Origin of the sequence: Devosia sp., assembly GCF_048261455.1 — a bacterium.
Taxonomy (GTDB): Bacteria; Pseudomonadota; Alphaproteobacteria; order Rhizobiales; family Devosiaceae; genus Devosia_A.
In genome coordinates, this window is sequence record NZ_JBLXGA010000005.1 from 52,168 (window position 1) to 74,883 (window position 22,716).

The 22,716-nt window shown below is 63.3% G+C and carries 23 protein-coding genes and 1 tRNA gene; 6 read left to right on the forward strand and 18 right to left on the reverse strand.

What is annotated here, in order from left to right:
• The first annotated feature begins 22 nt into the window (after window positions 1-22).
• On the forward strand, window positions 23-1,390 hold the full coding sequence (hflX, locus tag ACN0TK_RS07185; RefSeq protein ID WP_417308791.1) for a GTPase HflX: 1,368 nt from the start codon (window positions 23-25) through the stop codon (window positions 1,388-1,390).
• Here the strand turns inward: hflX and mazG are convergent.
• The 14 genes from mazG to ACN0TK_RS07255 all read right to left on the reverse strand — a co-directional run bounded on the left by mazG (window position 1,373) and on the right by ACN0TK_RS07255 (window position 13,360).
• Window positions 1,373-2,197 carry a nucleoside triphosphate pyrophosphohydrolase gene (mazG, locus tag ACN0TK_RS07190; RefSeq protein WP_417308792.1) on the reverse strand — a complete coding sequence of 275 codons (825 nt, stop codon included), beginning with the start codon at window positions 2,195-2,197 and terminating at the stop codon, window positions 1,373-1,375. The two genes, hflX and mazG, sit on opposite strands and share 18 nt — an antisense overlap.
• A 28-nt stretch (window positions 2,198-2,225) precedes the next feature.
• Complete coding sequence (locus ACN0TK_RS07195) at window positions 2,226-2,954, reverse strand: hypothetical protein (protein ID WP_417308793.1); 729 nt, start codon at window positions 2,952-2,954, stop codon at window positions 2,226-2,228.
• Window positions 2,955-3,125: 171 nt separating this feature from the next.
• Window positions 3,126-3,548, reverse strand: coding sequence for a DMT family transporter (locus tag ACN0TK_RS07200; protein WP_417308794.1), 423 nt, complete (start codon window positions 3,546-3,548; stop codon window positions 3,126-3,128).
• The gene (locus ACN0TK_RS07205) at window positions 3,545-4,030 is read right to left on the reverse strand and encodes a DMT family transporter (protein ID WP_417308795.1); all 486 of its coding nucleotides are present in this window, start codon (window positions 4,028-4,030) and stop codon (window positions 3,545-3,547) included. Before ACN0TK_RS07205 ends, ACN0TK_RS07200 begins: the two co-directional genes overlap by 4 nt.
• On the reverse strand, window positions 4,030-4,422 hold the full coding sequence (locus ACN0TK_RS07210; protein ID WP_417308796.1) for a RidA family protein: 393 nt from the start codon (window positions 4,420-4,422) through the stop codon (window positions 4,030-4,032). Before ACN0TK_RS07210 ends, ACN0TK_RS07205 begins: the two co-directional genes overlap by 1 nt.
• Before the next feature lie 63 nt (window positions 4,423-4,485).
• On the reverse strand, window positions 4,486-5,322 hold the full coding sequence (locus tag ACN0TK_RS07215; RefSeq protein WP_417308797.1) for an alpha/beta hydrolase family protein: 837 nt from the start codon (window positions 5,320-5,322) through the stop codon (window positions 4,486-4,488).
• Between the two features lie 43 nt (window positions 5,323-5,365).
• Window positions 5,366-6,205: an MBL fold metallo-hydrolase gene (locus ACN0TK_RS07220; RefSeq protein WP_417308798.1), complete on the reverse strand. Its 840-nt coding sequence runs from the start codon at window positions 6,203-6,205 to the stop codon at window positions 5,366-5,368.
• Window positions 6,205-6,981, reverse strand: coding sequence for a TatD family hydrolase (locus tag ACN0TK_RS07225; protein WP_417308799.1), 777 nt, complete (start codon window positions 6,979-6,981; stop codon window positions 6,205-6,207). The genes ACN0TK_RS07220 and ACN0TK_RS07225 overlap by 1 nt, the downstream gene beginning before the upstream one ends.
• Window positions 6,982-6,985: 4 nt before the next feature.
• Window positions 6,986-8,536 carry a methionine--tRNA ligase gene (metG, locus tag ACN0TK_RS07230; RefSeq protein ID WP_417308800.1) on the reverse strand — a complete coding sequence of 517 codons (1,551 nt, stop codon included), beginning with the start codon at window positions 8,534-8,536 and terminating at the stop codon, window positions 6,986-6,988.
• Window positions 8,533-9,564, reverse strand: coding sequence for an AAA family ATPase (locus ACN0TK_RS07235; protein ID WP_417308801.1), 1,032 nt, complete (start codon window positions 9,562-9,564; stop codon window positions 8,533-8,535). Before ACN0TK_RS07235 ends, metG begins: the two co-directional genes overlap by 4 nt.
• On the reverse strand, window positions 9,561-10,244 hold the full coding sequence (tmk, locus tag ACN0TK_RS07240) for a dTMP kinase (RefSeq protein WP_417308802.1): 684 nt from the start codon (window positions 10,242-10,244) through the stop codon (window positions 9,561-9,563). Before tmk ends, ACN0TK_RS07235 begins: the two co-directional genes overlap by 4 nt.
• A 13-nt stretch (window positions 10,245-10,257) precedes the next feature.
• A complete protein-coding gene (locus tag ACN0TK_RS07245) occupies window positions 10,258-11,412 on the reverse strand; it encodes a D-alanyl-D-alanine carboxypeptidase family protein (protein WP_417308803.1) in 1,155 nt (384 codons plus the stop codon).
• Window positions 11,413-11,461: 49 nt separating this feature from the next.
• On the reverse strand, window positions 11,462-12,514 hold the full coding sequence (locus ACN0TK_RS07250; RefSeq protein WP_417308804.1) for a septal ring lytic transglycosylase RlpA family protein: 1,053 nt from the start codon (window positions 12,512-12,514) through the stop codon (window positions 11,462-11,464).
• Between the two features lie 147 nt (window positions 12,515-12,661).
• Complete coding sequence (locus ACN0TK_RS07255) at window positions 12,662-13,360, reverse strand: alpha/beta fold hydrolase (protein WP_417308805.1); 699 nt, start codon at window positions 13,358-13,360, stop codon at window positions 12,662-12,664.
• A gap of 162 nt (window positions 13,361-13,522) precedes the next feature.
• Between ACN0TK_RS07255 and metH the strand changes: the two genes are divergently transcribed.
• Window positions 13,523-17,290, forward strand: a complete 3,768-nt coding sequence (gene metH / locus ACN0TK_RS07260) for a methionine synthase (protein WP_417308806.1) — start codon at window positions 13,523-13,525, stop codon at window positions 17,288-17,290.
• Entirely contained in the window at window positions 17,287-17,670 is a 384-nt protein-coding gene (locus ACN0TK_RS07265) for a hypothetical protein (RefSeq protein WP_417308807.1), read from the forward strand. Before metH ends, ACN0TK_RS07265 begins: the two co-directional genes overlap by 4 nt.
• A gap of 120 nt (window positions 17,671-17,790) precedes the next feature.
• Here ACN0TK_RS07265 and ACN0TK_RS07270 read toward each other — a convergent pair.
• Together ACN0TK_RS07270 and ACN0TK_RS07275 are read right to left on the reverse strand one after the other, a co-directional pair.
• Window positions 17,791-17,875: transfer RNA gene (locus tag ACN0TK_RS07270), tRNA-Leu, on the reverse strand.
• A 104-nt stretch (window positions 17,876-17,979) separates the two neighbouring features.
• On the reverse strand, window positions 17,980-18,213 hold the full coding sequence (locus tag ACN0TK_RS07275; RefSeq protein ID WP_417308808.1) for a FliM/FliN family flagellar motor switch protein: 234 nt from the start codon (window positions 18,211-18,213) through the stop codon (window positions 17,980-17,982).
• A 62-nt stretch (window positions 18,214-18,275) separates the two neighbouring features.
• Here ACN0TK_RS07275 and lipB point away from each other — a divergent pair, with 62 nt between their 5' ends.
• Window positions 18,276-18,998 carry a lipoyl(octanoyl) transferase LipB gene (lipB, locus tag ACN0TK_RS07280; RefSeq protein ID WP_417308809.1) on the forward strand — a complete coding sequence of 241 codons (723 nt, stop codon included), beginning with the start codon at window positions 18,276-18,278 and terminating at the stop codon, window positions 18,996-18,998.
• Window positions 18,999-19,067: 69 nt separating this feature from the next.
• Window positions 19,068-19,529, forward strand: a complete 462-nt coding sequence (locus ACN0TK_RS07285; protein ID WP_417308810.1) for a DUF4282 domain-containing protein — start codon at window positions 19,068-19,070, stop codon at window positions 19,527-19,529.
• A 57-nt stretch (window positions 19,530-19,586) separates the two neighbouring features.
• On the opposite strand, the gene ACN0TK_RS07290 is transcribed toward ACN0TK_RS07285, so the two are convergent.
• Window positions 19,587-19,976 carry a DoxX family protein gene (locus ACN0TK_RS07290; RefSeq protein WP_417308811.1) on the reverse strand — a complete coding sequence of 130 codons (390 nt, stop codon included), beginning with the start codon at window positions 19,974-19,976 and terminating at the stop codon, window positions 19,587-19,589.
• 213 nt (window positions 19,977-20,189) lie between these two features.
• Here ACN0TK_RS07290 and rimO point away from each other — a divergent pair, with 213 nt between their 5' ends.
• Window positions 20,190-21,545, forward strand: coding sequence for a 30S ribosomal protein S12 methylthiotransferase RimO (rimO, locus tag ACN0TK_RS07295; protein WP_417308812.1), 1,356 nt, complete (start codon window positions 20,190-20,192; stop codon window positions 21,543-21,545).
• Here rimO and ACN0TK_RS07300 read toward each other — a convergent pair.
• Complete coding sequence (locus ACN0TK_RS07300; protein WP_417308813.1) at window positions 21,542-22,714, reverse strand: serine hydrolase; 1,173 nt, start codon at window positions 22,712-22,714, stop codon at window positions 21,542-21,544. The two genes, rimO and ACN0TK_RS07300, sit on opposite strands and share 4 nt — an antisense overlap.
• Between the last annotated feature and the right edge of the window lie 2 nt (window positions 22,715-22,716).

Here is a 22,716-nt window from a genome sequence, read left to right on the forward strand (position 1 = left end):
ACGGAACGGCTGACCGCACTTTATGGGTGATCCAACCGAAGACGACCGCAAGGGCCCGCAACGCTTCATCGACCGACAGCAGGCGGCCACGCGCGTGGGCCTTATCGTGCCCGATGTGCGCGGCGCGGACATGCGCCACAGCATTGAGGCCCGGCAGGGCGAGTTCGAAGGGCTGGCGCAGGCGATACACGTTGATGTGGTGTTTTCCGAAGTGCTGCGCGTGCGCGAAATCCGACCGGCGACCTTCGTCGGCGGCGGGCACGTCAAGGAAATCGCCACGCGGGTGAAAGAGGAGGAGATCGAACTTCTCCTCGTCGATACGGCTCTGCACCCCATCCAGCAGTGTAATCTCGAAAAAGAAACCGGGGCCAAGGTGCTCGACCGCACCGGCCTGATCCTCGAGATTTTCGGCGAGCGCGCCGCGACGCGGGAAGGTGTGCTGCAGGTCGAACTGGCGCACCTCAACTACCAGAAGAGCCGGCTAGTGCGGTCCTGGACCCACCTTGAACGGCAGCGCGGCAGCGGCGGCTTCGGCTTCATGGGCGGCCCGGGCGAAACGCAGATCGAAAGCGATCGGCGCCAGCTGCAGGATCGGATCAAGATGCTGGAAGAGCGCATCGAGAAGGTCCGGCAGAACCGGGCCCTGCAAAAGGGGCGCCGGGATATCGTTCCGTTCCCGGTTGTCGCGCTCGTCGGCTATACCAACGCCGGCAAGTCGAGCATCTTCAACAATCTGACCGGGGCAGGGGTGTTCGAAAAGGACCTGCTGTTCGCGACCCTCGACACCACCGTGCGCAAGCTCGAATTGCCGCATGGCCGTGAGGTCATGCTGTCGGATACCGTGGGATTCGTTTCCGATCTGCCGACCGATCTGATCGCCGCCTTCCGCGCCACGTTGGAAGAGGTGCTCGAGGCCGACGTGATCCTGCATGTGCGGGACATTTCCAATCCCGACCATGTGGCGCAGGCCAGCGACGTGCTCAATGTGCTGTCGGAACTCGGCGTTTCATCGGAGGAAACGCCTATCATCGAGGTCTGGAACAAGATCGACCTCTTGCCGCCATCGGCCGAGGGCGGGCAGAGCAACACGCCCGCCGGACATGTTGCCAGTGTGTGCAGAGTCTCGGCTCATACCGGCGAGGGCCTGCCCGAGCTACTGCTGCAGGTCGAAACGGTGCTGGCTGCCCAGGCACGCACCTACAAGGTCCGGGTCGAGCATGCTCAGGGCGGCGCCGATGTCGGCTGGCTGTACAGCCATGCCGAGGTCATCGGCAGCGAAGCGGACCAAGACGACGCCCAGATTTTCGAGGTCCGGGTCGACCCGCGTCACGCATCGGCGTTTACCGAGCGCTTTGCGGGCCGCATCGAGAGTTCAAACGTCACCGCCTGATTTGTCGGCCGCCCGGATTTCGTTCCAGTAGCCGTCGAGTCGCTCGAGGCCTGCATCCTCCATTGCCACGCCATCCTTGGCCGCGCGCGCTTCAACATATTGGAAGCGACGCGAGAATTTGAGGTTGGCGTCACGCAGAGCGGCTTCGGGATCGACACCGAGCTGGCGGGCCAGGTTGACCGTGGCGAACAGCAGGTCGCCGATCTCTTCGGTGACGGCGGCCTGTGGTTGGTTCTCGGTGACGGCGGCTTCGACTTCGGCGAATTCTTCCTGCACCTTGTCGGCGGTTTCGCGCCAGCTCGGCCAGTCGAAACCGACCTTGGCGGCCCGTTTGGTCAGCTTTTCGGCGCGCATCAGGGCGGGCAGGGCATAGGGCACATCGTCCAGCAGTGAGGCCTTGGCCTGCCCCTTTTTCGCTGCCTTTCTGGCGCGCTCGTCGGCCTTCACTTCTTCCCATTTGGCCTTGGCGCCGCCGGCATTTCTGGCGGCTTCCTCGCCAAACACATGCGGGTGCCGACGGATCAGCTTTTCGGTGACGGCATAGATCACGTCGCCGATTTCAAACAGGCCGCGCTCGCGCGCCATTTGCGCGTGATACACCGGCTGCAGCAGCAGGTCGCCCAGTTCCTCGCGCAGATCATCATAGTCCTCGCGCTCGATGGCATCCGCCACCTCATAGGCTTCCTCGATCGTATAGTTCTTGATCGTCGAGAAATCCTGCTCGATGTCCCACGGACAGCCGCCGTCGGGATTGCGCAGCGCCGCCATGATCTCGAGCAGGCGCGACAGATCGCGTGATGGGGTCATGACAGCGCTCCCGTCGGAATGGTCCGGCTCAGACAAGGTCGAGTGCGATCGTCTGCGCACCGAGTTCGACCTCGACACGCCCGGGGCCGGAGGATGGCACAAGGCCGCACAGAGAGCCGGTGGTGACGCGCATCCCGGCCTTGAGCGGCATGTGGGCCTGCTGGTTGCGGGCATAGGCCATCAGCGAATTGTTCACGGCGCCGAAGCCGTGCTCGGCCGGCGCGCGATAGAGCTCTTCGCCCTTGAAACGCACGACGATGTCCAGGCCGTCGAAAGAGTCGCCTGAGGACCGCGGCGTCGGATCATAGCCATAGCCATAGGCGGACATGCTGTCGGCCAGTCCACCGGCATAACCGGCTTTGCTGCGGTCCGTGAAGCGCGAGCCACAAATCTCGATGCCGCCGACATAGTGGTCGATGGCCGCAAGGATTTCGCCGTCCGTCGCATCGGTAGCGATATCGGCCTTGAGCACGGCGGCGATCTCGACCTCGATGCCGATCACCGTCGCGGCCGGCAGCTTCAGCGTCGCGGCTTCGCCGACACGGGAGGCAAAGATCGGCGCGGCAACGCCAACGCCGTCGGGCGACACGGCGGTCTTCAGCATGCCGACCGTCTCTCCGAGGCCAGCCATAACTGCGGCCTGGATGCGGAAACCTGCGCCAATGTCGACGGCAGTGAAGGGCGAGGGGTCGACGCTCGACGTCGCGGCCCGCTGGGCCGCTATGAGGGACTGGGAGAGCTCGGCTTCAGAGGTCAAAGTGATATTCCTTGATTCGCATAAGATATATTATGGAACTGGCGCAAGTCGCGGATGCTGCCGCTTCCTGCGACTTTCGGCCGTTTTGGCCTGTGGTAAGCCATTATGCCCCGGTTCTGCGACGTGCGGACAATATGGAATTGGTCATCGCCTTTGTCTGTCCAGCCGCGCCTATCGTCGCTGTGCGACGACCATGCCGCCAATGATCAACCCAACGCCGATCAGGATCAATGGGACATTCCCGTTGTTCGGCGCAAAGACCATGTCCATGAGCACGCTCGAGACCATTTGACCGGCGATGATCAGGATTGCGGTCTGTGCCGCACCGATCCGCGGGATCAGCCAGCTGCCGGCGGCGACGAACACCACGCCGATCGGGCCACCGATATAATCGTACAACGGCGCGTCGCCAGCGCCGGCCGGGATGAGCCCGCCAATGATAAGGCCCAGCAACGTCAGCGCGGCAAAGCCGACCACATGGTTCCACAGCGAAGCCACCAGCGGCGATGTCGAGACGCTGAGACGGCCGTTGACCTGACGGCTGACGCCGACCAGCACGCCGGCACAGGCTGCAAACCCGATGGCGGCGATCATGATGCACGCCCGAGAAAGATGATGATGGCGCTGCCGGACAGGATCAGCGCCAGAGACAGCACGTCGCGCCGCTCGAGACGACGCGACGGTAGGCCAAACCAGCCCCAGCGGTCGGCTGCCAGTCCGAACAGCACCTGACCGGCGAGACCGAGCGCCAGTGTGCCCGAGAGCGCCAGCGCCGAATTGACCGCGCTCGAGGTCAGCATCACAGTCGCGGCGCCCGACAGGCCGCCGAGATAGGCCCACAGCGGCGCCTTTGGCACGCCGGCGGCGCTCGGGGTGCGTTTGGGCAGAACCATAAGGAACACCACAGCGGCGACCGTGCCGGTGCCATGCGCCACCCAGGACGAGAACAGCGCATTGCCATAGCGGCCGAGTTCGCCGTTGAAGTGCACCATGAGCGTCAACAGGAAACCGCTGCCGACCGCTGCGGCGAGGGAGATCATGCGCTCCCTACCCTTGCCCGCCACTACTGTTGTCATCAACCGGCTGCGCCGTCGACGACCGCGGTCGCAGTGATCTCAATACGCAGGCCTGCGGCCAGCAACTCCTTGACCACAACCGTTGCGCGGATCGGATACGGCTTGGTGTCGAAGAACTCGGCATAGACCCGGTTCATGCCCTTGGCGTCGGCGCTGTCGGTGAGAAAGACCTGTACCTGAACGATATTGGTGAGCTTGCCACCGGCGGCGGTCACGGCCTGCTTGAGATTGTTGAGCGCCTGCCGGGCCTGCACCTCGATGTCGCCGGTGATGATTTCACCGGTTTGCGGATCCTCCGATATCACAACCATCCACACCTGGTTGCCGGCGCGCACGCAATCGTTGATCGGGCCGCTGGACGGCGCGATGCCGGTGTCGATCACTTCGATCATGGTCATGCCTTTAGAAGTAGACGGCCCGTCGCATCGTGTGCGGCGGGCCTGGCAATCGTTGAACTAGAGCGTCTTGTCGAACCAATCGACTGTCAGCTTCATCAGCGCGTCGAAGGCAGTCATGTCGCCGGTGAAAATATTGAAGGTGTGGTCTGCGCCGTCGATGATCTCCACGGCCTCGGGGCTGCCACTGGCTGCATCGATAATCTGTTCCGTAGCCGCCGGCGGCACGACGCGGTCGTTGGCGCCGGCAATTGCCAGAACAGCGCCGTCATAGCCCGCCAGCTCGCCAGCAATGTCAGTGTTCCGGGCCTCTTCGAACCAGTCGATCGACACGTTCAACGGCGCGCGCCATTCGAACTCGGCCACGGCGAAACCGTTTTCCTTCGCTTCGTCGTAGAGCTCGGCGAAAGCGCCGCTCATGTCGAGCGCGCCAGCCCAGGTGACGACCGACTTCACGTCATCGCGGCGGGCCGCCGTCAGCATGGCGATCGTGCCGCCTTGAGACCAGCCGAGCACGCCGAGGCGCGCATCGTCAATCTCGTCGAGGCTCCTCATGTAGTCGATGACCGCAGCGCCGTCCGCGACACCGCTGGTGAATGTATACTCGGTATAGTCGACCTCGCTGTCGCCATTGCCGGCAAAATCGAAGCGTGCGCTGGCGATGCCGGCGGCAGCCAGTTGCGGCGCCAGCAGGTCATAGCCGTTACCCGCTTCGTGACGATTGGAGCCTGTACCGTGATACATCACGACGAAAGGGAACGGACCATCGCCATCTGGCAGGGTGACCGTTACCGGCACCTGGTGCCCTGCCCCGTCGATCATCAGGGTTTCTTCGGCCGCCATGGCCGGAGCTGCGCCGAGCGCTACAGCCATGAGAACAGGAATAACTCTTTTCATATCAGTCACCTCTTCAATCTGCCGCCGCTGCCCAATGTCGCGATCAGCGCGGACCCGTTACCGTTCCCGCACTAACGTCGATTTGCAAGCCGTCATAGGCCGGCCGCACGTGATCAGGGGTCGTGGCATCGGTTTGGGCGTAGTCGAGGTCGATGTGCAGATTGGTGAGCACTGCGGCGCGTGGCTTGAGATCGTCAATGAGCGCAAGCGACTCCGGCAGGCTCAGATGGCTGGGATGCGGCGTCGGGCGCAGCGCATCGAGGATCCAGACATCAAGGTCACTGACCGCTTGTCGCGACTCCGGCGGGATACCGCTAAGGTCACACGAATAGGCGAAACCGCCGATGCGGAAGCCAAGCGAGTCGATTTCACCATGCTCCTGGCGGAACGGCAGGACGGTGATCGTGCCACCCGGCCCGTCCACCACCAGTTCCTCGCCGGCCGCGATGATATGCTGGGTCAGAATGGGCGGATATCCCGACCCCGGCGGCGTCGAAAAGCAGTACTCGAAGCTGGGCACAATGCGCGCTGCCGCTGCTTCGCTGAAATAGACGTCGACGCGCTTGCGGGTGTTCAGGGCCAGGACCCGCAGGTCGTCTATGCCATGGGTGTGGTCGGCATGTTCGTGGGTATAGAGCACCGCATCGACGCGATCGACATTGGTGTCGAGTAGCTGCTCGCGAATGTCGCAACCGGTATCGATGATGATCCGGGTCGGCTCGTCTGCGTCCTCGGAATAGCCCTCGATCAGCAGCGAGCAGCGGCGCCGGCGATTGCGTGGATCGGCCGGATCGCAGACGCCCCACGCGCCACCGACCCGCGGCACACCGCCGGACGAGCCGCAGCCCATGATCGTTGCGATGATGCGCGACGCTTTAGGCATCAGGCTTTGGCCTTTGAGAACAAACGATAAAAGTTCTCAGTCGTTTCGCGACCAAGCTGCTCGACAGAGATATTGCGAACCTCGGCGACCTTCGCCGCCGTATGCGCCACAAAGGATGGTTCATTTGTCTGGCCACGGTGCGGGATCGGCGCCAGATACGGCGCATCGGTCTCGACCAGATAGCGATCCGCCGGGACCATGGCGGCCACCTCGCGGATTTCCTCGGCGTTCTTGAAAGTGATGATGCCGGAGAACGAAATGTAGCCGCCCAGATCCAACGCCGTCCGCGCCAGTTCCATGCCGGCGGTGAAGCAGTGCAGAAGGAAGGGGAAGGGCCCCTGCCCCGATTCCTCTTTGAGGATCTCGGCCATGTCTTCATCCGCAGCGCGCGAATGAATGACCAGCGGCAGGCCGGTGATCCGCGCCGCTGCAACATGACGGCGCAGCCCGGTTTCCTGGGCGTCCTTTGGCGCGTTGTCGTAGAAATAGTCGAGACCGGCCTCACCGATTGCCACGCAACGCGGATGCGCGCTCAGCCGCACCAGATCCTCGGTCTGGATATGCAGTTCCTCATCAGCGTGATGCGGATGCGTCCCCACCGAGCACCAGATCTGGGGATGCGTTTCGGCGATCGCCTTGATCCGGTCGAAGCGATCGACATGGGTCGAAATCGTCACCATGGCGTCGATGCCGGCCGCCCGGGCGCGATCCAGCACGCCGGCGCGGTCCTCCGCAAGCTCGGGAAAGTCGAGATGGCAGTGGCTATCGATCAGCATGGGCTCAGGCGTTGGTTTTGGGCAGTTCGAACTTCTTGAACACCGGCTCGGGCTTGGGCAAGTGGGTGCCGGCGGGAATGCCGTCTGCCGCCAGCGCATGGGTCAGCAGGCGCGCATCTTCCGACACCGCCAGCGTATCCAGCATCTTGGTCGCCGCTTCGGGCACAAAGGCCAGCGCGGCGATGGCGGCGCGGCGCACCAGATCGGCCGTCGTTGCCAGAATGGTGCCCATCCGTGGCAAATCGGCTTTCAGACCCCATGGCGCCTGATCGGCGAAATAGAGGTTGGCAGCGCTCAACGCCGCGATCAGTTCGCCGGTCGCCTCCGTGACGAGCTGTCCCTGCATCGCCGTCTGCATCCGGCCGATTGCAGCGGTCACCTCGGCAATCACTGCCTGGTCCGCTTCGGTGGGTGCGGCCTCGGGCATGACGCCATCAAAGTTCTTCTGGATCATCGACAGCGAGCGCTGGGCCAGATTGCCGAAATTGTTGGCGAGGTCGGAATTGTTGCGATTGATGAATTTCTCGCGGCCCCAGTCGCCATCGCCGCCGAAGCTGATCTCGCGCAGGCAGTACCAGCGGACCGGATCGGCCCCGTAAAGCTCGAGTTGCTCGTGCGGGTCGACGATATTGCCGACCGACTTCGACATCTTCTTGCCTTCCGACGTCAGGAAGCCATGCGCGAAGACACGCTTGGGCAGTTCCAGACCGGCGCTCATCAGGAATGCGGGCCAATAGACGGTGTGGAAACGAATGATGTCCTTGCCGATGACGTGCACATCTGCCGGCCAGAACTTCGAGAACTGCGCGCCCTTGTCGTCCGGGAAGCCGATAGCGGTGATGTAGTTGGTCAGCGCGTCGATCCAGACATACATAACGTGGTCCGGCGCGTCGGGCACCGGAACGCCCCAGTCGAATGTGGTGCGCGAGATCGACAGGTCCTGCAGACCGCCCTTCACGAAGGAGATGATCTCGTTGCGCCGTTCCTTCGGCGCGATGAACTCGGGGTGCTTTTCGTAAAGCTCCAGCAGCCGGTCCTGATAGGCGGAGAGACGGAAGAAATAGCTCGGCTCCTCGACCCAGCTGACTTCGGCACCTGAGGGCGCGAGCTTCTTGCCGTCCGGTCCGTCGGTCAGTTCGGACTCGTCGAAATAGGCCTCGTCGCGCACCGAATACCAACCCGAATAGGTCGATTGGTAGATGTCGCTATTGTTGCTGGCGGACATGCGCTTCCAGATTTCCTGGGTCGAGGCGTGGTGCCGCTGCTCGGTGGTGCGGATGAAGTCATCGTTCGAAATGTTCAGCGCTGCGGCAAGGTCCTTGAACCGCGCGGCATTGCGATCGGCGAGCTCGCGCGGCGTCATGCCCTGGGCGGCAGCGGTCTGCACCATCTTGATGCCGTGCTCATCGGTGCCTGTGAGAAAGAACGTCTCCTTGCCCTCGAGCCGGGCCCAGCGCGCAATGGCGTCAGTGGTGATCATCTCGTAGGCATGGCCGATATGCGGCTCGCCGTTGGGATATGCGATGGCGGTGGTGACGTAAAACGTATCGGTCATGGCTGGACGGTCGCGACGCTGTTCTGCTGGTGTTTCCAGATCGCATCGAGGATGGCGACCAGGGTTTGCCGCATGTCGAGGTTGTACTCGTCGGTGTCGGCAAGGGAGAGCTCGGCCTTCTCCCATAGCTCGTTGGCGGAGGCAAGACGCCGTCGATCACCGGAACGGGCGGCATCCGTCGCTTCGGCAGCAATGGAATCGAAGATCAGGTCGCGCGCAAAGCGCAGCTCGGCGCTGTCGCGATTGGCGCCAAGCGCATCGGCGAGGGCCAGGCGGGCAGCCGGCGGCGTCGCGCCAGGGTCGGCAAGCCAGTTGCGCAGCCTGTCGAGCGTGCCGCCGTCGGCGAGTTTCAACGCCTCGAAGCCTCGGCGCGGGCGTCCTGCTGCGAGCGCGACGGCAAAGTCCAGTTCGCCCTCACTGCCATTCGCTTCCAGGACTCGCCGGGTGTCATCGGCCGAGATCGGGCGCAGTGCCACCTGCACGCAGCGCGACCGAATGGTGGGCAGCAGCGATCCCGGACGGTGCGAGACGAGCAGGAAGGTCGTATCGGCCGGCGGCTCTTCGAGAATTTTCAGCAGCGCGTTGGCCGAAGAGGCATTGCAGTCGTCGATCGCGTCGATGATGGCGATCCGGTGCCCCGCCCTGCCCCGGGTCTTGCGCAACTGATCGACGAAGGCGCGGATCTCCTCGACGCGGATGACGGTGTAGAAGCCCTTGCCGGTATCGCGGGTCGCCTTGCGCAGAACGAACAGGTTGGGAAAGCTGCCGGAGGTCACCTGCGCGTCGATATGCGCGGGGTCTTCATCCGAGGTTGCCGCAAAGACCGACCGGGCGAGCTGAAAGGCGAAGGTCGCCTTGCCGATGCCGCGCGGTCCATGGATCAGCACACCACCCGGCATGCGCCCTGCCGCCAGGCGCGCTAGCAACTCGTCCATGGCCTCGCCATGCCCGATCAGCACGGGCTGGGATTCGGGCACCGGCACGTTTTCAAGCTGGTCGGCTTCGCGATCCGGTCCCTCGGCGATCACGCGCCGGCCTCGCTATCGAGTTCGGGAAAACGGCGCAGCAGCACATCCCAGATTTCCTGCTCCAGGGCGTCGGGATCCTGGTTGGCCGGCAGGACCACGCAGCGCTTGGCGTTGTGTTCGGCGATATCGAGAAAAGCCTGGCGCAGCCGCCGGTGCCAGTCGAGATCCTCGCGTTCGAAGCGGTCGCCCGTTTCTGCCAGCGCGGATTCCAGCTCCCGCGCATTGACCCGGTCGAAGGCGATCTTGGGATCCATGTCGAGCACAAAGGTGATGTCGGGCGCATGCCCGTCGAGCGCCAGCTCCTCGAGGCCGGCGATCAGCCGTGTGTCCACGCCGCCCGTGAGCCCCTGATAGGCGCGCGTCGAATCGTGGAAACGGTCGGAAATCACCCATTTGCCGCTTTGAAGGCTCGGGGCGATCAACTGATTGACGTGGTTGAGCCGCGCCGCGGCGAACAGCACCGCCTCGGCGCCGGCGCCCCAGCTTTCCGACCGCCCCTGCAGGATGAAGGCCCGCACGGCCTCCGCCTTCGGCGTTCCACCCGGTTCACGGGTGCGGATCGACTCGATGTTCAACCGGTTCAGCCGAACCAGCAGCCGCTTGACCTGGGTGGACTTGCCCACCCCTTCCCCGCCTTCGAACGTGATGAATCGCGCCGTCTTGGCGGGGATGTCGAGCATTGCTGTTTAGTCCTCAGAGCCAGCCAAAGGCCAGTTGCTTCAGTGCGTCGGTTGCCTTGCGGACCAGATCGCCCTCGGCGACGTCCGCGCCTGCATACAGCGGGGTCACCTGCACCACGGCGTCATTGCACATAACGTTGAGCTGGCCAATCGGGTCGCCCTCGGCCACGGGCGGCAAGACCGGCGCATTGTAGGTTACCGTCGCCTGCGGGCAATTCTTGGCGCCCTTGGGCAGGAACAGATCGATCTTGCCCTTGCCGACCAGCGGCACCTGCGCCTCCGAGCCACCGTAGACATTGGCATAGGCGACGGGATCGCCTTCACCATAAACCGGCACGAGTTCGAAACCGCGCGTGCCCCAGGTGACCAGTTTGCGTGCCTCTTCGGCACGTTCGGACATCGAGTTCATCCCGTGCAGCACGGCGATCAGACGGCGGCCACCGGCCGCGGTGGACACAACGGAGCCGTAGCCGGCCGCCTCGGTATGTCCGGTCTTCAGCCCATCGACGCCGATGCTCATGCTAACAAGCGTGTTGCGGTTGAGCTGGCGGATCTTGTTCCAGGTGAACTCGGGCTCCGAAAAGATCGGATAATACTCCGGGAACTGGGCGATGATGAACCGGGCGATGATCGCCAGGTCGCGGGCGCTCGAATATTGCTGCGGGTCCGGCAGGCCGGTGGCGTTGACGAAATTGCTGTTGGTCAGCCCGATTTCGCGGCCCAGCTGGTTCATCATTCCGGCGAAACTGATCTCGGTTCCGGCAATTCCCTCGGCCAGCGCGATGGCCGCATCATTGCCCGACTGGATGATGACCGAACGGATGAGGTCGCTGACCTTTACCTGGGAGTTGAGCTCGGCGAACATCGTCGAGCCACCCGAGGCCGCGCCACCGTCGCGCCACGCATGCTCGGAAATGAAAAATGCGTCGTCGAGCTGCAGCTTGTTCTGCTGCAGCTGGTCGAAGACTACCGCGATGGTCATCAGCTTGGCCATGCTGGCCGGCTCAAGCCGCTCGTCCCCGTTCTTGTGGAACAGCAAAGTGCCCGACTCATAGTCCATGAGCACGGCAAACTTCGCCTTGGTATCAAAATCCTGCCCGAACGCCGGCGCAGCGACGGCAAGGACCGCCGCGACCAGAGCCAGGACGATGAGCCGCAGTTTGCGCACCTTCGACCTCCCTCGCGGTCAACTGACCGCAGCATCGACTGTAACAGACTTAATAAAGAACGAGACCGGTGAGTCCAAGCTCCCGAGCGCGCAACATCACGTCATTACGCGATACGCCGGGCTTGAGATGCGTCAGTGTCAGTCGGGTGGCGTCCGCGCCGGGCAGACGTACCGCGTCCTCGTCGACCGCGCCGAGCATGGCGAAAGCGAGAACGACATCCTCGGCCCTGTCCGCATCAGCGAAGACGCCGAGCTCGAGGCGGATATCGCGGGCATCCTCATCGGTCACGGCTACCCACTCGGCAAGCGCATCAGCGCGCGTCGCCATGGCTTCGACGGCGGCATGCGCGCCGGTTACCGAGGCATCGACATCAGCGTAGCCGAAAAGACCGGTGATATTGGAGAGCAGCGTCCGGCCACCGTCGGCCTCGGCACTCATCGAATCGAAGCGGACACGGTCGGCGTCGCCGCCTGCTGGCTCCTCGACCATGGCGAAGCGCGTGGTCTGGGCTTCCATCCGGGTGGGACGATCAACGCTGGCGAGCAACATTTTCGTATCGTCGCCATTGAGTGGCGCCGGGCCGACATAGTTCACCTGGATATTGCCGACGCCCTTGTCGGAGTAGCCGAGAATCGCTGCTGCACGGTAGCTGAGGTCCATCACTCGGCCGTGCACATAGGGTCCGCGATCGTTGACGCGGACGAGGATCGAGCGGCCATTGTCGAGATTGGTGACGCGCACATAGCTGGGCAGCGGCAGCGTCGGGTGGGCGCCGGAAATGGCGTTCGCGGAAAAGATCTCGCCATTGGCCGTCTGGCGGCCATGGAAGTCGTTGCCATACCAGCTGGCTGAGCCTGTTGCGGCGTAGCCCATCGGATTGGCCACGGGTGTATAGGTCTTGCCCTTGACGACATAGGGCTTGCCCACGACTGCGCGGCCACCCCCACGCGGCGGGTTCTTGGCGGTGCTGAGGCGCGGACTAACCTTGACGCCGTAGTCCTTCGACGTGAAGGCGCCGCGCGCAATATGCGGCACGCCATTGTCGCCACTGCAGGCAGCAACGAGCGGCGCAGCAAAGGCAGCGAGGATCAGTAGGCGCACGGATCGGGAGAGGTGGCGCGATATTCCAGACAAGACGCAGAACCCATTCGTTGGACAGCCAAGTCTAACCAATCTGGCGACCAGGCGGACGCAACCAACGCCATCGTGGTTGCGGGCGAGTTAATTTGCATCAAATGCGACGCGATTTTACCGCTCGGCCGCCCATTGCAGGAGGGCCTCGGTGACGATGTCCGGCTGTTCCAGCACCGCCATGTGGCCGCCGCCTGGCACGACGACCAACCGCGAGTGGGGAATCCCGGCGTGCATCTCCTCGGCCAGCGCCGGCGGGGTGATTGCATCCCCCTCCCCCACGACAATTAGCGTGGGCATTTTGATTGTGCCAAGATCGGGACGTGAATCGACGCGGGCCATGATGGCGCGCTGATGCCGGACATAGGTTTCGGCACCAACCGCCAGTGCCATGCCGACATGCATGGCCTTGAGTTCGGCACTGTCGGCATTGTCGGGGTGGACCGCCAGCCGAAAGCTCTGCGCTGCAGCCAGCGCATACTTTCCCTCTTCGGCGAGCGCGATCGCCGCCAGACGCTTTTCGGTCGCTTCCGGTGCATCCGGGCGCGCCTGGGTGTCCAGCAGGCAGAGACCTGTGACACGTTCGGGCGCTTGACGCATGATCTCGAAGGCAATGTAGCCCCCCATCGAGAAGCCTAGGAGATGAAACCGCGGCGGCGCTGCGGCGAGTATGGCGGTCGCAATTTCCGCGATCGTCGTGCCTTCGAGCGTATTGGCGATCATCACCGGACCGGTCAGCCACAGCTGCGGCAACTGCGCTGTGAATGCAGCTGCGGTGCAGCCGAGGCCAGGAACAAGAAGGATGGGATGTGGCATATTTTAACGTTTATGGTCGGACTGAGGTGAGGTCACTGCAGGCGTGCACGGGCTTGCTTGCTGCAATCGCGGTGTTCATATAAAGATATCTTTATATCCCGGGTGCGTATGCTGCATCCGGCTTTTGCCATTGTGGCGCAGCCCCCAGCGAGAAGTCGAGCCATGACCACCGCTCCCCGCCCCGAGATCGATCGCAGTTCCCTTCCCGATGGTGCGGAGGTGCGCGCCGCGCTGCTCCAGGCCGCATCGGAACGCATACTGGTGCTGGATGGCGCCATGGGCACGATGATCCAGTCGCACCGTTTCGACGAAGCCGCCTATCGCGGCGAGCGGTTCAAGGACTGGCCGAGCGACGTGCGCGGCAATAACGATCTGCTGAACCTGACCCAGCCGGACGCCATCCGGGCGATCCATCTCGAGTACTTCCTCGCCGGTGCGGATCTGGTCGAAACCAACACGTTCTCGTCGACCGATATCGTGATGGCCGACTATGGCATGCAGGAGCTCGCCTACGAGCTGAATTACGCCGGCGCGAAGCTGGCGCGCGAGGCGGCTCAGCTGGCTTTCGAAAAGGACGGCAAACGCCGCTTCGTTGCCGGTGCCCTGGGGCCACTGAACAAGACGGCCTCGATGTCGACGGACGTGAACTCGCCGGGTCACCGGGCCATCACCTTCGACCGGATCGTCACCGGCTATGCGGAGGCGATCAACGGATTGATCGACGGCGGTGCCGACACCCTGCTGTTCGAAACGATCACTGATACGCTCAACACCAAGGCGGGCATTTATGCCGCGCAGCGGATATTCGAAGAGCGTGGCTATGAGCTGCCGGTAATGATTTCCGGCACGATCACCGATCTCAGCGGTCGGACCCTCTCCGGCCAGACGCCGAGTGCCTTCTGGTATTCGGTGCGGCACGCCAATCCGTTCACGATCGGGCTCAACTGCGCGCTCGGCGCCAATGCCATGCGCGCCCATATCAACGAACTCTCCGATGTCGCCGATACGCTGATCTGCGCCTACCCCAACGCAGGGCTGCCGAATGAATTCGGTGGCTATGACGAGAGCCCCGAGTTCATGGCACGGCAGATCGAAGGGTTCGCGCGCGACGGCTTCGTCAACATCGTCGGTGGCTGCTGCGGCTCGACGCCGGACCATATCCGGGCGATCGCCGAAGCCGTGAGCAAGCACAAGCCGCGCAAGGTGCCCGAGGTGCCGACCCTGTTGCGGCTGTCGGGGCTCGAGCCGTTCACGCTCACCAGCGACATCCCCTTCGTCAACATCGGCGAGCGCACCAATGTCACCGGATCGGCGCGGTTCCGCAAACTGATCACCGCGGGCGACTACAGCGCGGCGCTCGATGTGGCGCGCGACCAGGTCGAGAACGGCGCGCAGATTATCGACATCAACATGGACGAGGGTCTGATCGATTCCGAAGCCGTGATGACCGACTTCCTCAATCTGCTCGCGGCCGAGCCGGATATCGCGCGCGTCCCGGTGATGATCGACAGCTCGAAGTTCGAGGTGATCGAGGCCGGGCTGAAGTGCGTGCAGGGCAAGGCGCTGGTCAATTCGATCTCGATGAAGGAAGGCGAGGAGAAATTTCTGCAGACCGCACGGACCGTGCGCGCCTTCGGAGCTGCCGTGGTGGTGATGGCCTTCGACGAAGAGGGCCAGGCAGACACGCTCGAGCGCAAGGTCGAGATCTGCACCCGGGCCTATGAGCTGTTGACCAAAGAGGTCGGTTTCCCGCCTGAAGACATCATCTTCGATCCGAATGTTTTCGCCGTGGCGACGGGCATCGAAGAGCATGCGGGCTATGGCATCGCCTTCATCGAAGCCACGAGGATCATCCGGCAAACTCTTCCGCACGCACATATTTCCGGCGGCGTGAGCAACCTCAGCTTCTCGTTCAGGGGCAATGAGCCGGTGCGTGAAGCCATGCACTCGGTGTTCCTTTACCACGCCATCAAGGTCGGCATGGACATGGGCATCGTCAACGCCGGTCAGCTGGCTGTCTACGATACGCTGGACCCGGAACTGCGCGAGGCCTGCGAGGATGTGATCTTCAACCGGCGCGAGGATTCCACCGAGCGCCTGCTGGATATCGCCGAGAAATATCGCGGTCAGGCCGGTGGCGAACAAAAGGCCAAGGATCTGAGCTGGCGCGAAACACCGGTTGAGGATCGGATTACATATGCGCTGGTGAACGGCATCACCGAGTATATCGACGCCGACACCGAGGAAGCGCGGCAGAAGCTGCCCCGGCCGCTGGACGTCATCGAAGGCCCGCTGATGGCGGGCATGGGCGTCGTGGGTGACCTGTTCGGCTCGGGCAAGATGTTCCTGCCGCAGGTAGTGAAATCGGCGCGCGTGATGAAGCAGGCGGTGGCCCTTCTGCTGCCCTATATGGAGGCGGAAAAGAACGCCGACGGCAATGCGCGCGGCCGCCAGTCGGCCGGCAAAATTCTGATGGCGACGGTGAAGGGCGATGTGCACGACATCGGCAAGAACATCGTCGGCGTGGTCCTGAGCTGCAACAATTACGAGATCCTCGACCTCGGCGTGATGGTGCCGACCCAGAAGATCCTCGAAATGGCGAAGTCGGAGAATGTCGACGTCATCGGGCTCAGCGGTCTGATCACCCCCTCGCTCGACGAGATGGTGCACGTCGCCTCCGAAATGGAGCGCGAGGGTTTCAACATTCCGCTCTTGATCGGCGGCGCCACCACCAGCCGGGTACACACCGCGGTCAAGATCCATCCGCAGTACAACGGGGCGGCTACCGTGCATGTGCATGATGCGAGCCGGGCCGTCGGTGTCGTCTCGGCGCTGCTGTCCAACGAGCAGCGGCCAGCCTATGTGGCCGATGTGCGGGCGGAGTACGAGCGGCTGGCGGAAAAGCATCGCAAGTCGGAAGCCGACAAGAAGCGCACCAGTCTCGCCGCGGCACGGGCCAACCGATTTGCGCCCCAATGGGACAGCTATGTGCCGCCCAAGCCGAGCTTCCTGGGCACGCGGGTGTTCGAAAACTACGATCTGACCGAGATCGCCAAGTACATCGACTGGACGCCGTTCTTCCAGGCCTGGGAGATGAAGGGCCGCTACCCGGCGATCCTCGAGGACGAGGTGCAGGGCCCGGCTGCGCGGCAACTTTGGGAGGATGCGCAGGCCATGCTGGCCGAGGTGCTCAAGAAGAACTGGTTTCGCCCCAAGGCGGTGATCGGCTTCTGGCATGCCAATCAGGTGGGCGACGATATTCGCCTGTTCAGCGATGCGGATCGCAAGGATCAGCTCGCGACCTTTTTCACCCTGCGTCAGCAGCTCTCCAAATCCGGGGGCAAGCCGCATATGGCGCTGGCCGATTTCGTCGCGCCGGAAGGTGTCGAAGACTATATCGGCGGTTTCGTCGTCACGGCCGGGCTCGAGGAAAACGTCATCTCCGAGCGATTCGAGCGCAAGAACGACGATTACTCCGCCATCCTGATCAAGGCGCTGGCCGACCGGTTTGCTGAAGCCTTCGCCGAGCTGATGCACGAGCGCGTGCGCAAGGAGTTCTGGGGCTATGGCGATGCGGAAAGCTTCGCACCGCATGAGCTGATCGGCGAACCCTATCAGGGCATCCGCCCTGCCCCGGGCTATCCGGCCCAGCCCGACCACACGGAAAAGACCACGCTCTTCCACCTGCTCAACGCCAAGCAACGGATCGGCGTCAGCCTCACCGAAAGCTATGCCATGTGGCCCGGCTCATCGGTCTCCGGCATCTATCTCAGCCACCCCGAGAGCTATTATTTCGGTGTCGCCAAGGTGGAGCGCGACCAGGTCGAGGATTATGCCGAGCGCAAGGGCATGGCGATCCGCGAGGTCGAGCGGTGGCTGAGCCCGATCCTCAACTACATCCCGACGCCCGATTCGGACGTCGACGGATGAGCGCCTCAGGCACGCCCTTTGCCCGCCGGACGCAGTCCGTGCCGGTGACGATTGTCACCGATCACGAGGCCATGGCGGGCCTCGGCGGACGGGATACGGCCTTTGTGCGGCTCGACCCGCCGCTGCACGAGCATCCAGACGGAGAGGCCTGTATTGCGTGCGAGAGCCAGGGCAACGTCAGGGTTCTGCTGTTCGAACTGCAAGAAAAGCTGCGCCTCGGCATGGTGCCCGATTTCGCTCGGGTCGTCGTCGATGCCACTTCGGTGACCGACGTCCAGGCGGTTGCCGACGCGCTCGTGCCTGGCAAGCTGCCTGCTGCGGGCCTCCGCGACCATGCAGTGGCGCGGAACTTTCATCTGGACGCGATCAGGCCCGCCTAGACTTGCCAGCGCTTGGGCACTCAAATCCCGGCGCCTCAGCAATCTGCTCAAAAACGAAACGGCCCGCGCGATCACTCGCAGCGGGCCGATTTCCGTGTCCCTTGACGGTGGGACAATCCCTGGTGCGGTCGAGAAGACTCGAACTTCCACGCCTTGCGGCACAGCGACCTCAACGCTGCGCGTCTACCAATTCCGCCACGACCGCACGCCGGGAGAATGCTTCACCGAACCGGCGAAGCGAGGCTGCGTTTAGCAATGCGCGGTGCAGGGTGCAAGCGATTAATTTGCCTTGCCCTGCCCCATCGGCATTCAGAACTTGCGGCGCAGCTTTTCGGTGATCGCGACGGACAGGCGCCCGTCCTCGATCTTAACTTCACCGTTGGCGATCAGCGTGTTGTTGGCATAAACCCGCAGCGGATCGTTTTCGGTGGCGTCGAGCTCGATCACCGCGCCGCGGCCCATGCGCAGCAGGTGATGCACGGGCATCATGGCCGCGCCGAGTTCGACAGTGATGTCGACTTCAATATCTTCTAGAGAGTTCATACATACGCCGAGACTGACCGCCGGCTGAATCGCGCCGGCCCACAAAGAACCATTGGCCGCCCATGCTTACCGAACCGTTAACACCCGTTCCGGATTGCGACACTGGATTGAAGCTACATCGCGCCGACGGCGTGCCGGCCGCCTGGCGCATCTCCGACGGGTTGGTCGACTACCCGACGGCGCTCGAAGAAATGCGCGCGCGCGCCAAGGCCATCGCCGATGGTGAAGCAGGCGAGCAGGTCTGGCTGCTGGAACATCCGCCCCTTTACACGGCCGGCACGTCTGCCGCGCCGGATGACCTGCTGCAGCCGGGCCGCTTTCCTGTCTACGACGCGGGTCGCGGCGGACAATACACCTACCACGGCCCCGGCCAGCGGGTGGTCTATTTCATGCTGGACCTGCGCCAGCGCGGACGCGACGTGCGCTGCCTCGTGCAGGGGCTAGAGGGGCTGATCATCGATACACTGGCGGCTTTCAACATCAACGGCGAGCGCCGGGACGGACGCATTGGCGTCTGGGTCAAGCGACCGGAAAAAGGCCCGCTGCGCGAGGACAAGATTGCGGCGATCGGCGTGCGAGTGTCGCGTTGGGTGAGCTTTCACGGCATCGCCATCAACGTCTCGCCAGAGCTCGAACATTTCGGTGGCATCGTGCCGTGCGGGATTTCCGACCAGGGCGTCACCAGTTTTGAGGACCTCGGCCAGCTCGTGTCGATGGCGGAAGTCGACAGCGCCCTGCGCCGGTCGTTCGAGACGCGTTTTGGTGCGGTGACGAATGCCGGCTAGGGGCTTGTTTCGCGCGACCGAGCGCCGCAAGTTGAACGCAATTCCGATTCCGTCCAGGGGGATATGCCCATGACACTCGATGACCTGAAAAAGATCTTTCTCGGGCCCACCCTGTTCCGGCTCGAGACCATCCTGTCGCCCCGCCTTGTGCCGGTGCTCTATTTCGTCGGGCTAATGGCCCTGCTGCTGTGGGCGGTCATCCACCTGTTCGCCACCTTCGGCCGCGATTTCGGTGATGGCCTGTGGGGGCTGCTGGAAATCGTCGTGTTCGGCACGCTCGGCCTCTTGGTCCTGCGGGTCGTCTGCGAGGTCCTGCTGGTCTTTTTCAAGACCCATGAGACCGTGGCGCGGACCGTCGGCCTGTCGCTGATCTCCAGCCCGCTGACAGAGGATGTACGTGAAGCCATCCACGATATCGCCGCTGAAGAGGATGCGGCCGATGAAGACGACCTCGAAGATGATGTGGCGACGCCGAGCAAGCCGGCCCGCAGGTCGGCCAAGCGTGCGCCACCGACCAAGCCAGATCTCTGATCACGGCAAGGACGCAAATCTGGGTGGGTTGCTGCGGCGCCCCCACCCTTTTTTTGATCAGCGGCGGCGCAGGCCGTCGACACTGAGAGCGCCTGCACCGGCAAACACCAGATACAGAAACACGAAGCAGAACAGGATAGCGGCGTCGCCGCCGTTCAGCACGGGGAAGAAGCTACCCGGTGCGTGTACCATGAAATAGGCAAAGGCCATCAGGCCAGAGAGCACGAAGGCCACCGGGCGGGTAAACAGACCTACGAGGATGGCGAGGCCGCCGACGACCTCGAGAATACCGGCGATGCCAAACAGTGAGAAAAGCGGCGGCTGGAACTCGGCCGCGGGAAAGCCGAAAAGTTTCTGGGTGCCGTGTTCGATGAACAGCAGTGCGGTGATGATACGCAGCGCCGCCAGTGCGTAGGGCTGGTAGCGCGTAAGGGTGGTCGCATTCATTTGGCGTGTCCTATGAGTCCGGAGTGCCGCGGGAGGTCGGCGGGCGGCACCAACACGACGGCGGACCGTCCGGTCAATCGGCGGATCGGTGAACAGTGTGTCGCATGACGATGTCGTGAGCAGGCGGTGCGCGCCGGAATCGCGGCAGCCATGACTTGATCGCAGATCAGCGATCATTGCTTTTTCTGTCAGTTGGCGTATAGCCACGCGCCAATGACCCAAGCCCCAAAAATCGGCCTTGTCAGCCTCGGCTGCCCCAAGGCACTAGTCGACTCCGAACGCATCATGACCACCCTGCGCTCGCAAGGTTACGCTTTCTCGCGCGATTACGCCGGAGCGGACGTGGTGCTCGTCAACACCTGCGGCTTTCTCGACAGCGCCAAGCAGGAGAGCCTCGAAGCAATCGGCGAAGCGATCAGCGAGAACGGCAGGGTGATCGTCACCGGCTGCCTCGGCATCGAAGAAGAGATGATCCGCCAGACGCACCCGTCGGTGCTCGCCGTCTCCGGCCCGCATCAGTACGAACAGGTCGTCAACGCGGTGAACACGCATCTGCCGCCAGTGCCGAACAAGTTCGTCGATCTCGTGCCCGAGGCCGGGCTGCGCCTGACGCCGCGGCACTACGCCTATCTGAAGATTTCCGAAGGCTGCAACAACCGCTGCAGCTTCTGCATCATTCCGCAGATCCGCGGCGATTTGGCCTCGCGGCCGATGGCGTCCGTTCTCTACGAGGCGGAGCGGCTGGTGGCCTCAGGCGTCAAGGAGATCATGGTGATCTCCCAGGACACCTCGGCCTATGGCGTCGACCTCAAATACGCGACCAGCAAGTTCCGCGGGCGCGACGTGTCGGCCAGGTTCCAGACGCTGGCCGAGGAAATGGGCAATCTCGGCGTGTGGACACGGCTGCACTACGTCTACCCCTACCCCCATGTCGACAGCGTCATCCCACTGATGGCTGAGGGCAAGATCCTCCCCTACCTCGACATTCCCTTCCAGCATGCGGCACCGCAGGTGCTCAAAACCATGCGCCGCCCGGCCAACCAGGTGAAGACGCTGGACCGCATCAAGGCCTGGCGCGCCATGGCGCCCGACCTCGCGATCCGCTCGAACTTCATCGTCGGCTTTCCCGGCGAGACGGAAGAGGATTTCGAGTTTTTGCTCGATTGGCTCGAAGAGGCCGAGATCGACCGCATCGGCTGTTTCGAATACGAACCGGTGACCGGCGCGCCTGCCAATGATCTCGACGGCCTTGTGCCGCCCGAGTTGAAGCGCGAGCGCTACGAGCGGCTGATGGAAGTGGCGCAGGACATTTCCGCCCACGTCCTCGCGAAAAAGGTCGGCCGGACGATCGATGTGCTCATCGACGACGTGCAGCCGGACATGGGCCGCGCCATTGGCCGCAGCCAGTGGGACGCGCCCGAGATCGACGGGTCGGTGATCGTCCACGAAGCAGACGGTATCAAGCCGGGTGACATGGTGCAGGTGACAATCACCGATGCCGACGAATACGACCTGTTCGGCGTCCCCGCCGTGCTGGCGGCAAAGGCCGCCGCCGAAGCCGCCAACTAGTCAGCAGGATTGGCCAGCAGGCGCACCAGGCTGGCATAGGCTCTGCTGACAGCGCTGCGGTCGAGCGCGGCAGGGCCGTTGAACGTGGCGCTGACGCAGTAGCGGTGACCATCGTGACCGAGCGTAGCGGTCGTCAGGTTCATCACCCCGGTCTCGCTGCCGCCCTTGAAGGCGACGCGCTGCCAGGTGGCGCGGTCCGCAACTCCCGGATTGATCTGCATCACATCGAGGTCTGCCAGCGCGTCGATCAATGCGCAGAGCCGCTGCACGGGTACGTAGAACTCGACGCCCTGCTGGTGCGGCTGACCGACTTGACCTTCGGTTGGCAATGGCGCTGCAGCGATGTCGGCTAGAACAGACGGCATGCTGCCTGCATCGGCCGCCAGATAGCGCCGGCGTAGCGCATCGTCGGCCTTGAGCACGAAGAACTCGCGTGTCGTCAGCACGTTGGCAGTCCCCAGTGCGGCGGCCACAGCGTCGCGGCCGACGACGCGCATTAGCGTGTCGGTGGCCGTGTTGTCGCTCAGCGAGATCATCAACGCGGCGAGGGAATGCAGCGTGATGGGCGAACCCGCCGGCCAGTTCTGCACAATTCCGGAGGGCAACGAGCGGTCAGCGTCGGTCAGCGCGATGACATCGTTCCAGTTACGCTTCCCCGCGGCGATCTCGTCATTCAGCACTTTCAGCACGCCCAGCTTAAAGGCGGAGCCGACAGCCATGGCCGCGTCGGGGTCCTCGGCATAGAGCGTTTCGCCATCGCGAGTGACCAGGAAAGACACTTGCGGCGCCGCCTGTCGCAACTGGTCAAGAATGACAGTGTGATCTGCAGCCACTGTCATCGCCGGTTGCAGCAGCAGGCCAATGATGCGGCCCTCGTCGTCGAGCACCATGTCGACCGGCACCTCATGGGTCGCGGTGCGAATGAGATATGTATTGGCGCTGCGTTGGGTCACGCTGACGACAGGGCCGATCGTCGCCTTCAACTCATCGGCGAGTCGCGAAATCTGCTCTGGCGGAACCTCTGCGAGAAAACTCGACGCAAAGAGTTCACTTACCGGCCGATCACCGGAAAATACCGATTTGAGCGCGGTAACCTCCGCCTGACCAGCGGCGACCGGTGCACTCATTGCCAGCACCAGAGCCGCAGCGATGGATAATCTGATGCGCATGG

Bases quoted from the DNA above. Each gene is read 5' to 3' on its own strand.
- ACN0TK_RS07275 (WP_417308808.1), bottom strand. From the start codon at position 18,213: ATGAACTCTCTAGAAGATATTGAAGTCGACATCACTGTCGAACTCGGC.
- ACN0TK_RS07215 (WP_417308797.1), bottom strand. From the start codon at position 5,322: ATGAAAAGAGTTATTCCTGTTCTCATGGCTGTAGCGCTCGGCGCAGCT.
- ACN0TK_RS07285 (WP_417308810.1), top strand. From the start codon at position 19,068: ATGACACTCGATGACCTGAAAAAGATCTTTCTCGGGCCCACCCTGTTC.
- lipB (WP_417308809.1), top strand. From the start codon at position 18,276: ATGCTTACCGAACCGTTAACACCCGTTCCGGATTGCGACACTGGATTG.
- ACN0TK_RS07255 (WP_417308805.1), bottom strand. From the start codon at position 13,360: ATGCCACATCCCATCCTTCTTGTTCCTGGCCTCGGCTGCACCGCAGCT.
- ACN0TK_RS07205 (WP_417308795.1), bottom strand. From the start codon at position 4,030: ATGACAACAGTAGTGGCGGGCAAGGGTAGGGAGCGCATGATCTCCCTC.
- ACN0TK_RS07200 (WP_417308794.1), bottom strand. From the start codon at position 3,548: ATGATCGCCGCCATCGGGTTTGCAGCCTGTGCCGGCGTGCTGGTCGGC.
- ACN0TK_RS07300 (WP_417308813.1), bottom strand. From the start codon at position 22,714: ATGCGCATCAGATTATCCATCGCTGCGGCTCTGGTGCTGGCAATGAGT.
- ACN0TK_RS07220 (WP_417308798.1), bottom strand. From the start codon at position 6,205: ATGCCTAAAGCGTCGCGCATCATCGCAACGATCATGGGCTGCGGCTCG.
- hflX (WP_417308791.1), top strand. From the start codon at position 23: ATGGGTGATCCAACCGAAGACGACCGCAAGGGCCCGCAACGCTTCATC.
- ACN0TK_RS07290 (WP_417308811.1), bottom strand. From the start codon at position 19,976: ATGAATGCGACCACCCTTACGCGCTACCAGCCCTACGCACTGGCGGCG.
- rimO (WP_417308812.1), top strand. From the start codon at position 20,190: ATGACCCAAGCCCCAAAAATCGGCCTTGTCAGCCTCGGCTGCCCCAAG.
- tmk (WP_417308802.1), bottom strand. From the start codon at position 10,244: ATGCTCGACATCCCCGCCAAGACGGCGCGATTCATCACGTTCGAAGGC.
- ACN0TK_RS07210 (WP_417308796.1), bottom strand. From the start codon at position 4,422: ATGATCGAAGTGATCGACACCGGCATCGCGCCGTCCAGCGGCCCGATC.
- metG (WP_417308800.1), bottom strand. From the start codon at position 8,536: ATGACCGATACGTTTTACGTCACCACCGCCATCGCATATCCCAACGGC.
- ACN0TK_RS07265 (WP_417308807.1), top strand. From the start codon at position 17,287: ATGAGCGCCTCAGGCACGCCCTTTGCCCGCCGGACGCAGTCCGTGCCG.
- ACN0TK_RS07225 (WP_417308799.1), bottom strand. From the start codon at position 6,981: ATGCTGATCGATAGCCACTGCCATCTCGACTTTCCCGAGCTTGCGGAG.
- metH (WP_417308806.1), top strand. From the start codon at position 13,523: ATGACCACCGCTCCCCGCCCCGAGATCGATCGCAGTTCCCTTCCCGAT.
- mazG (WP_417308792.1), bottom strand. From the start codon at position 2,197: ATGACCCCATCACGCGATCTGTCGCGCCTGCTCGAGATCATGGCGGCG.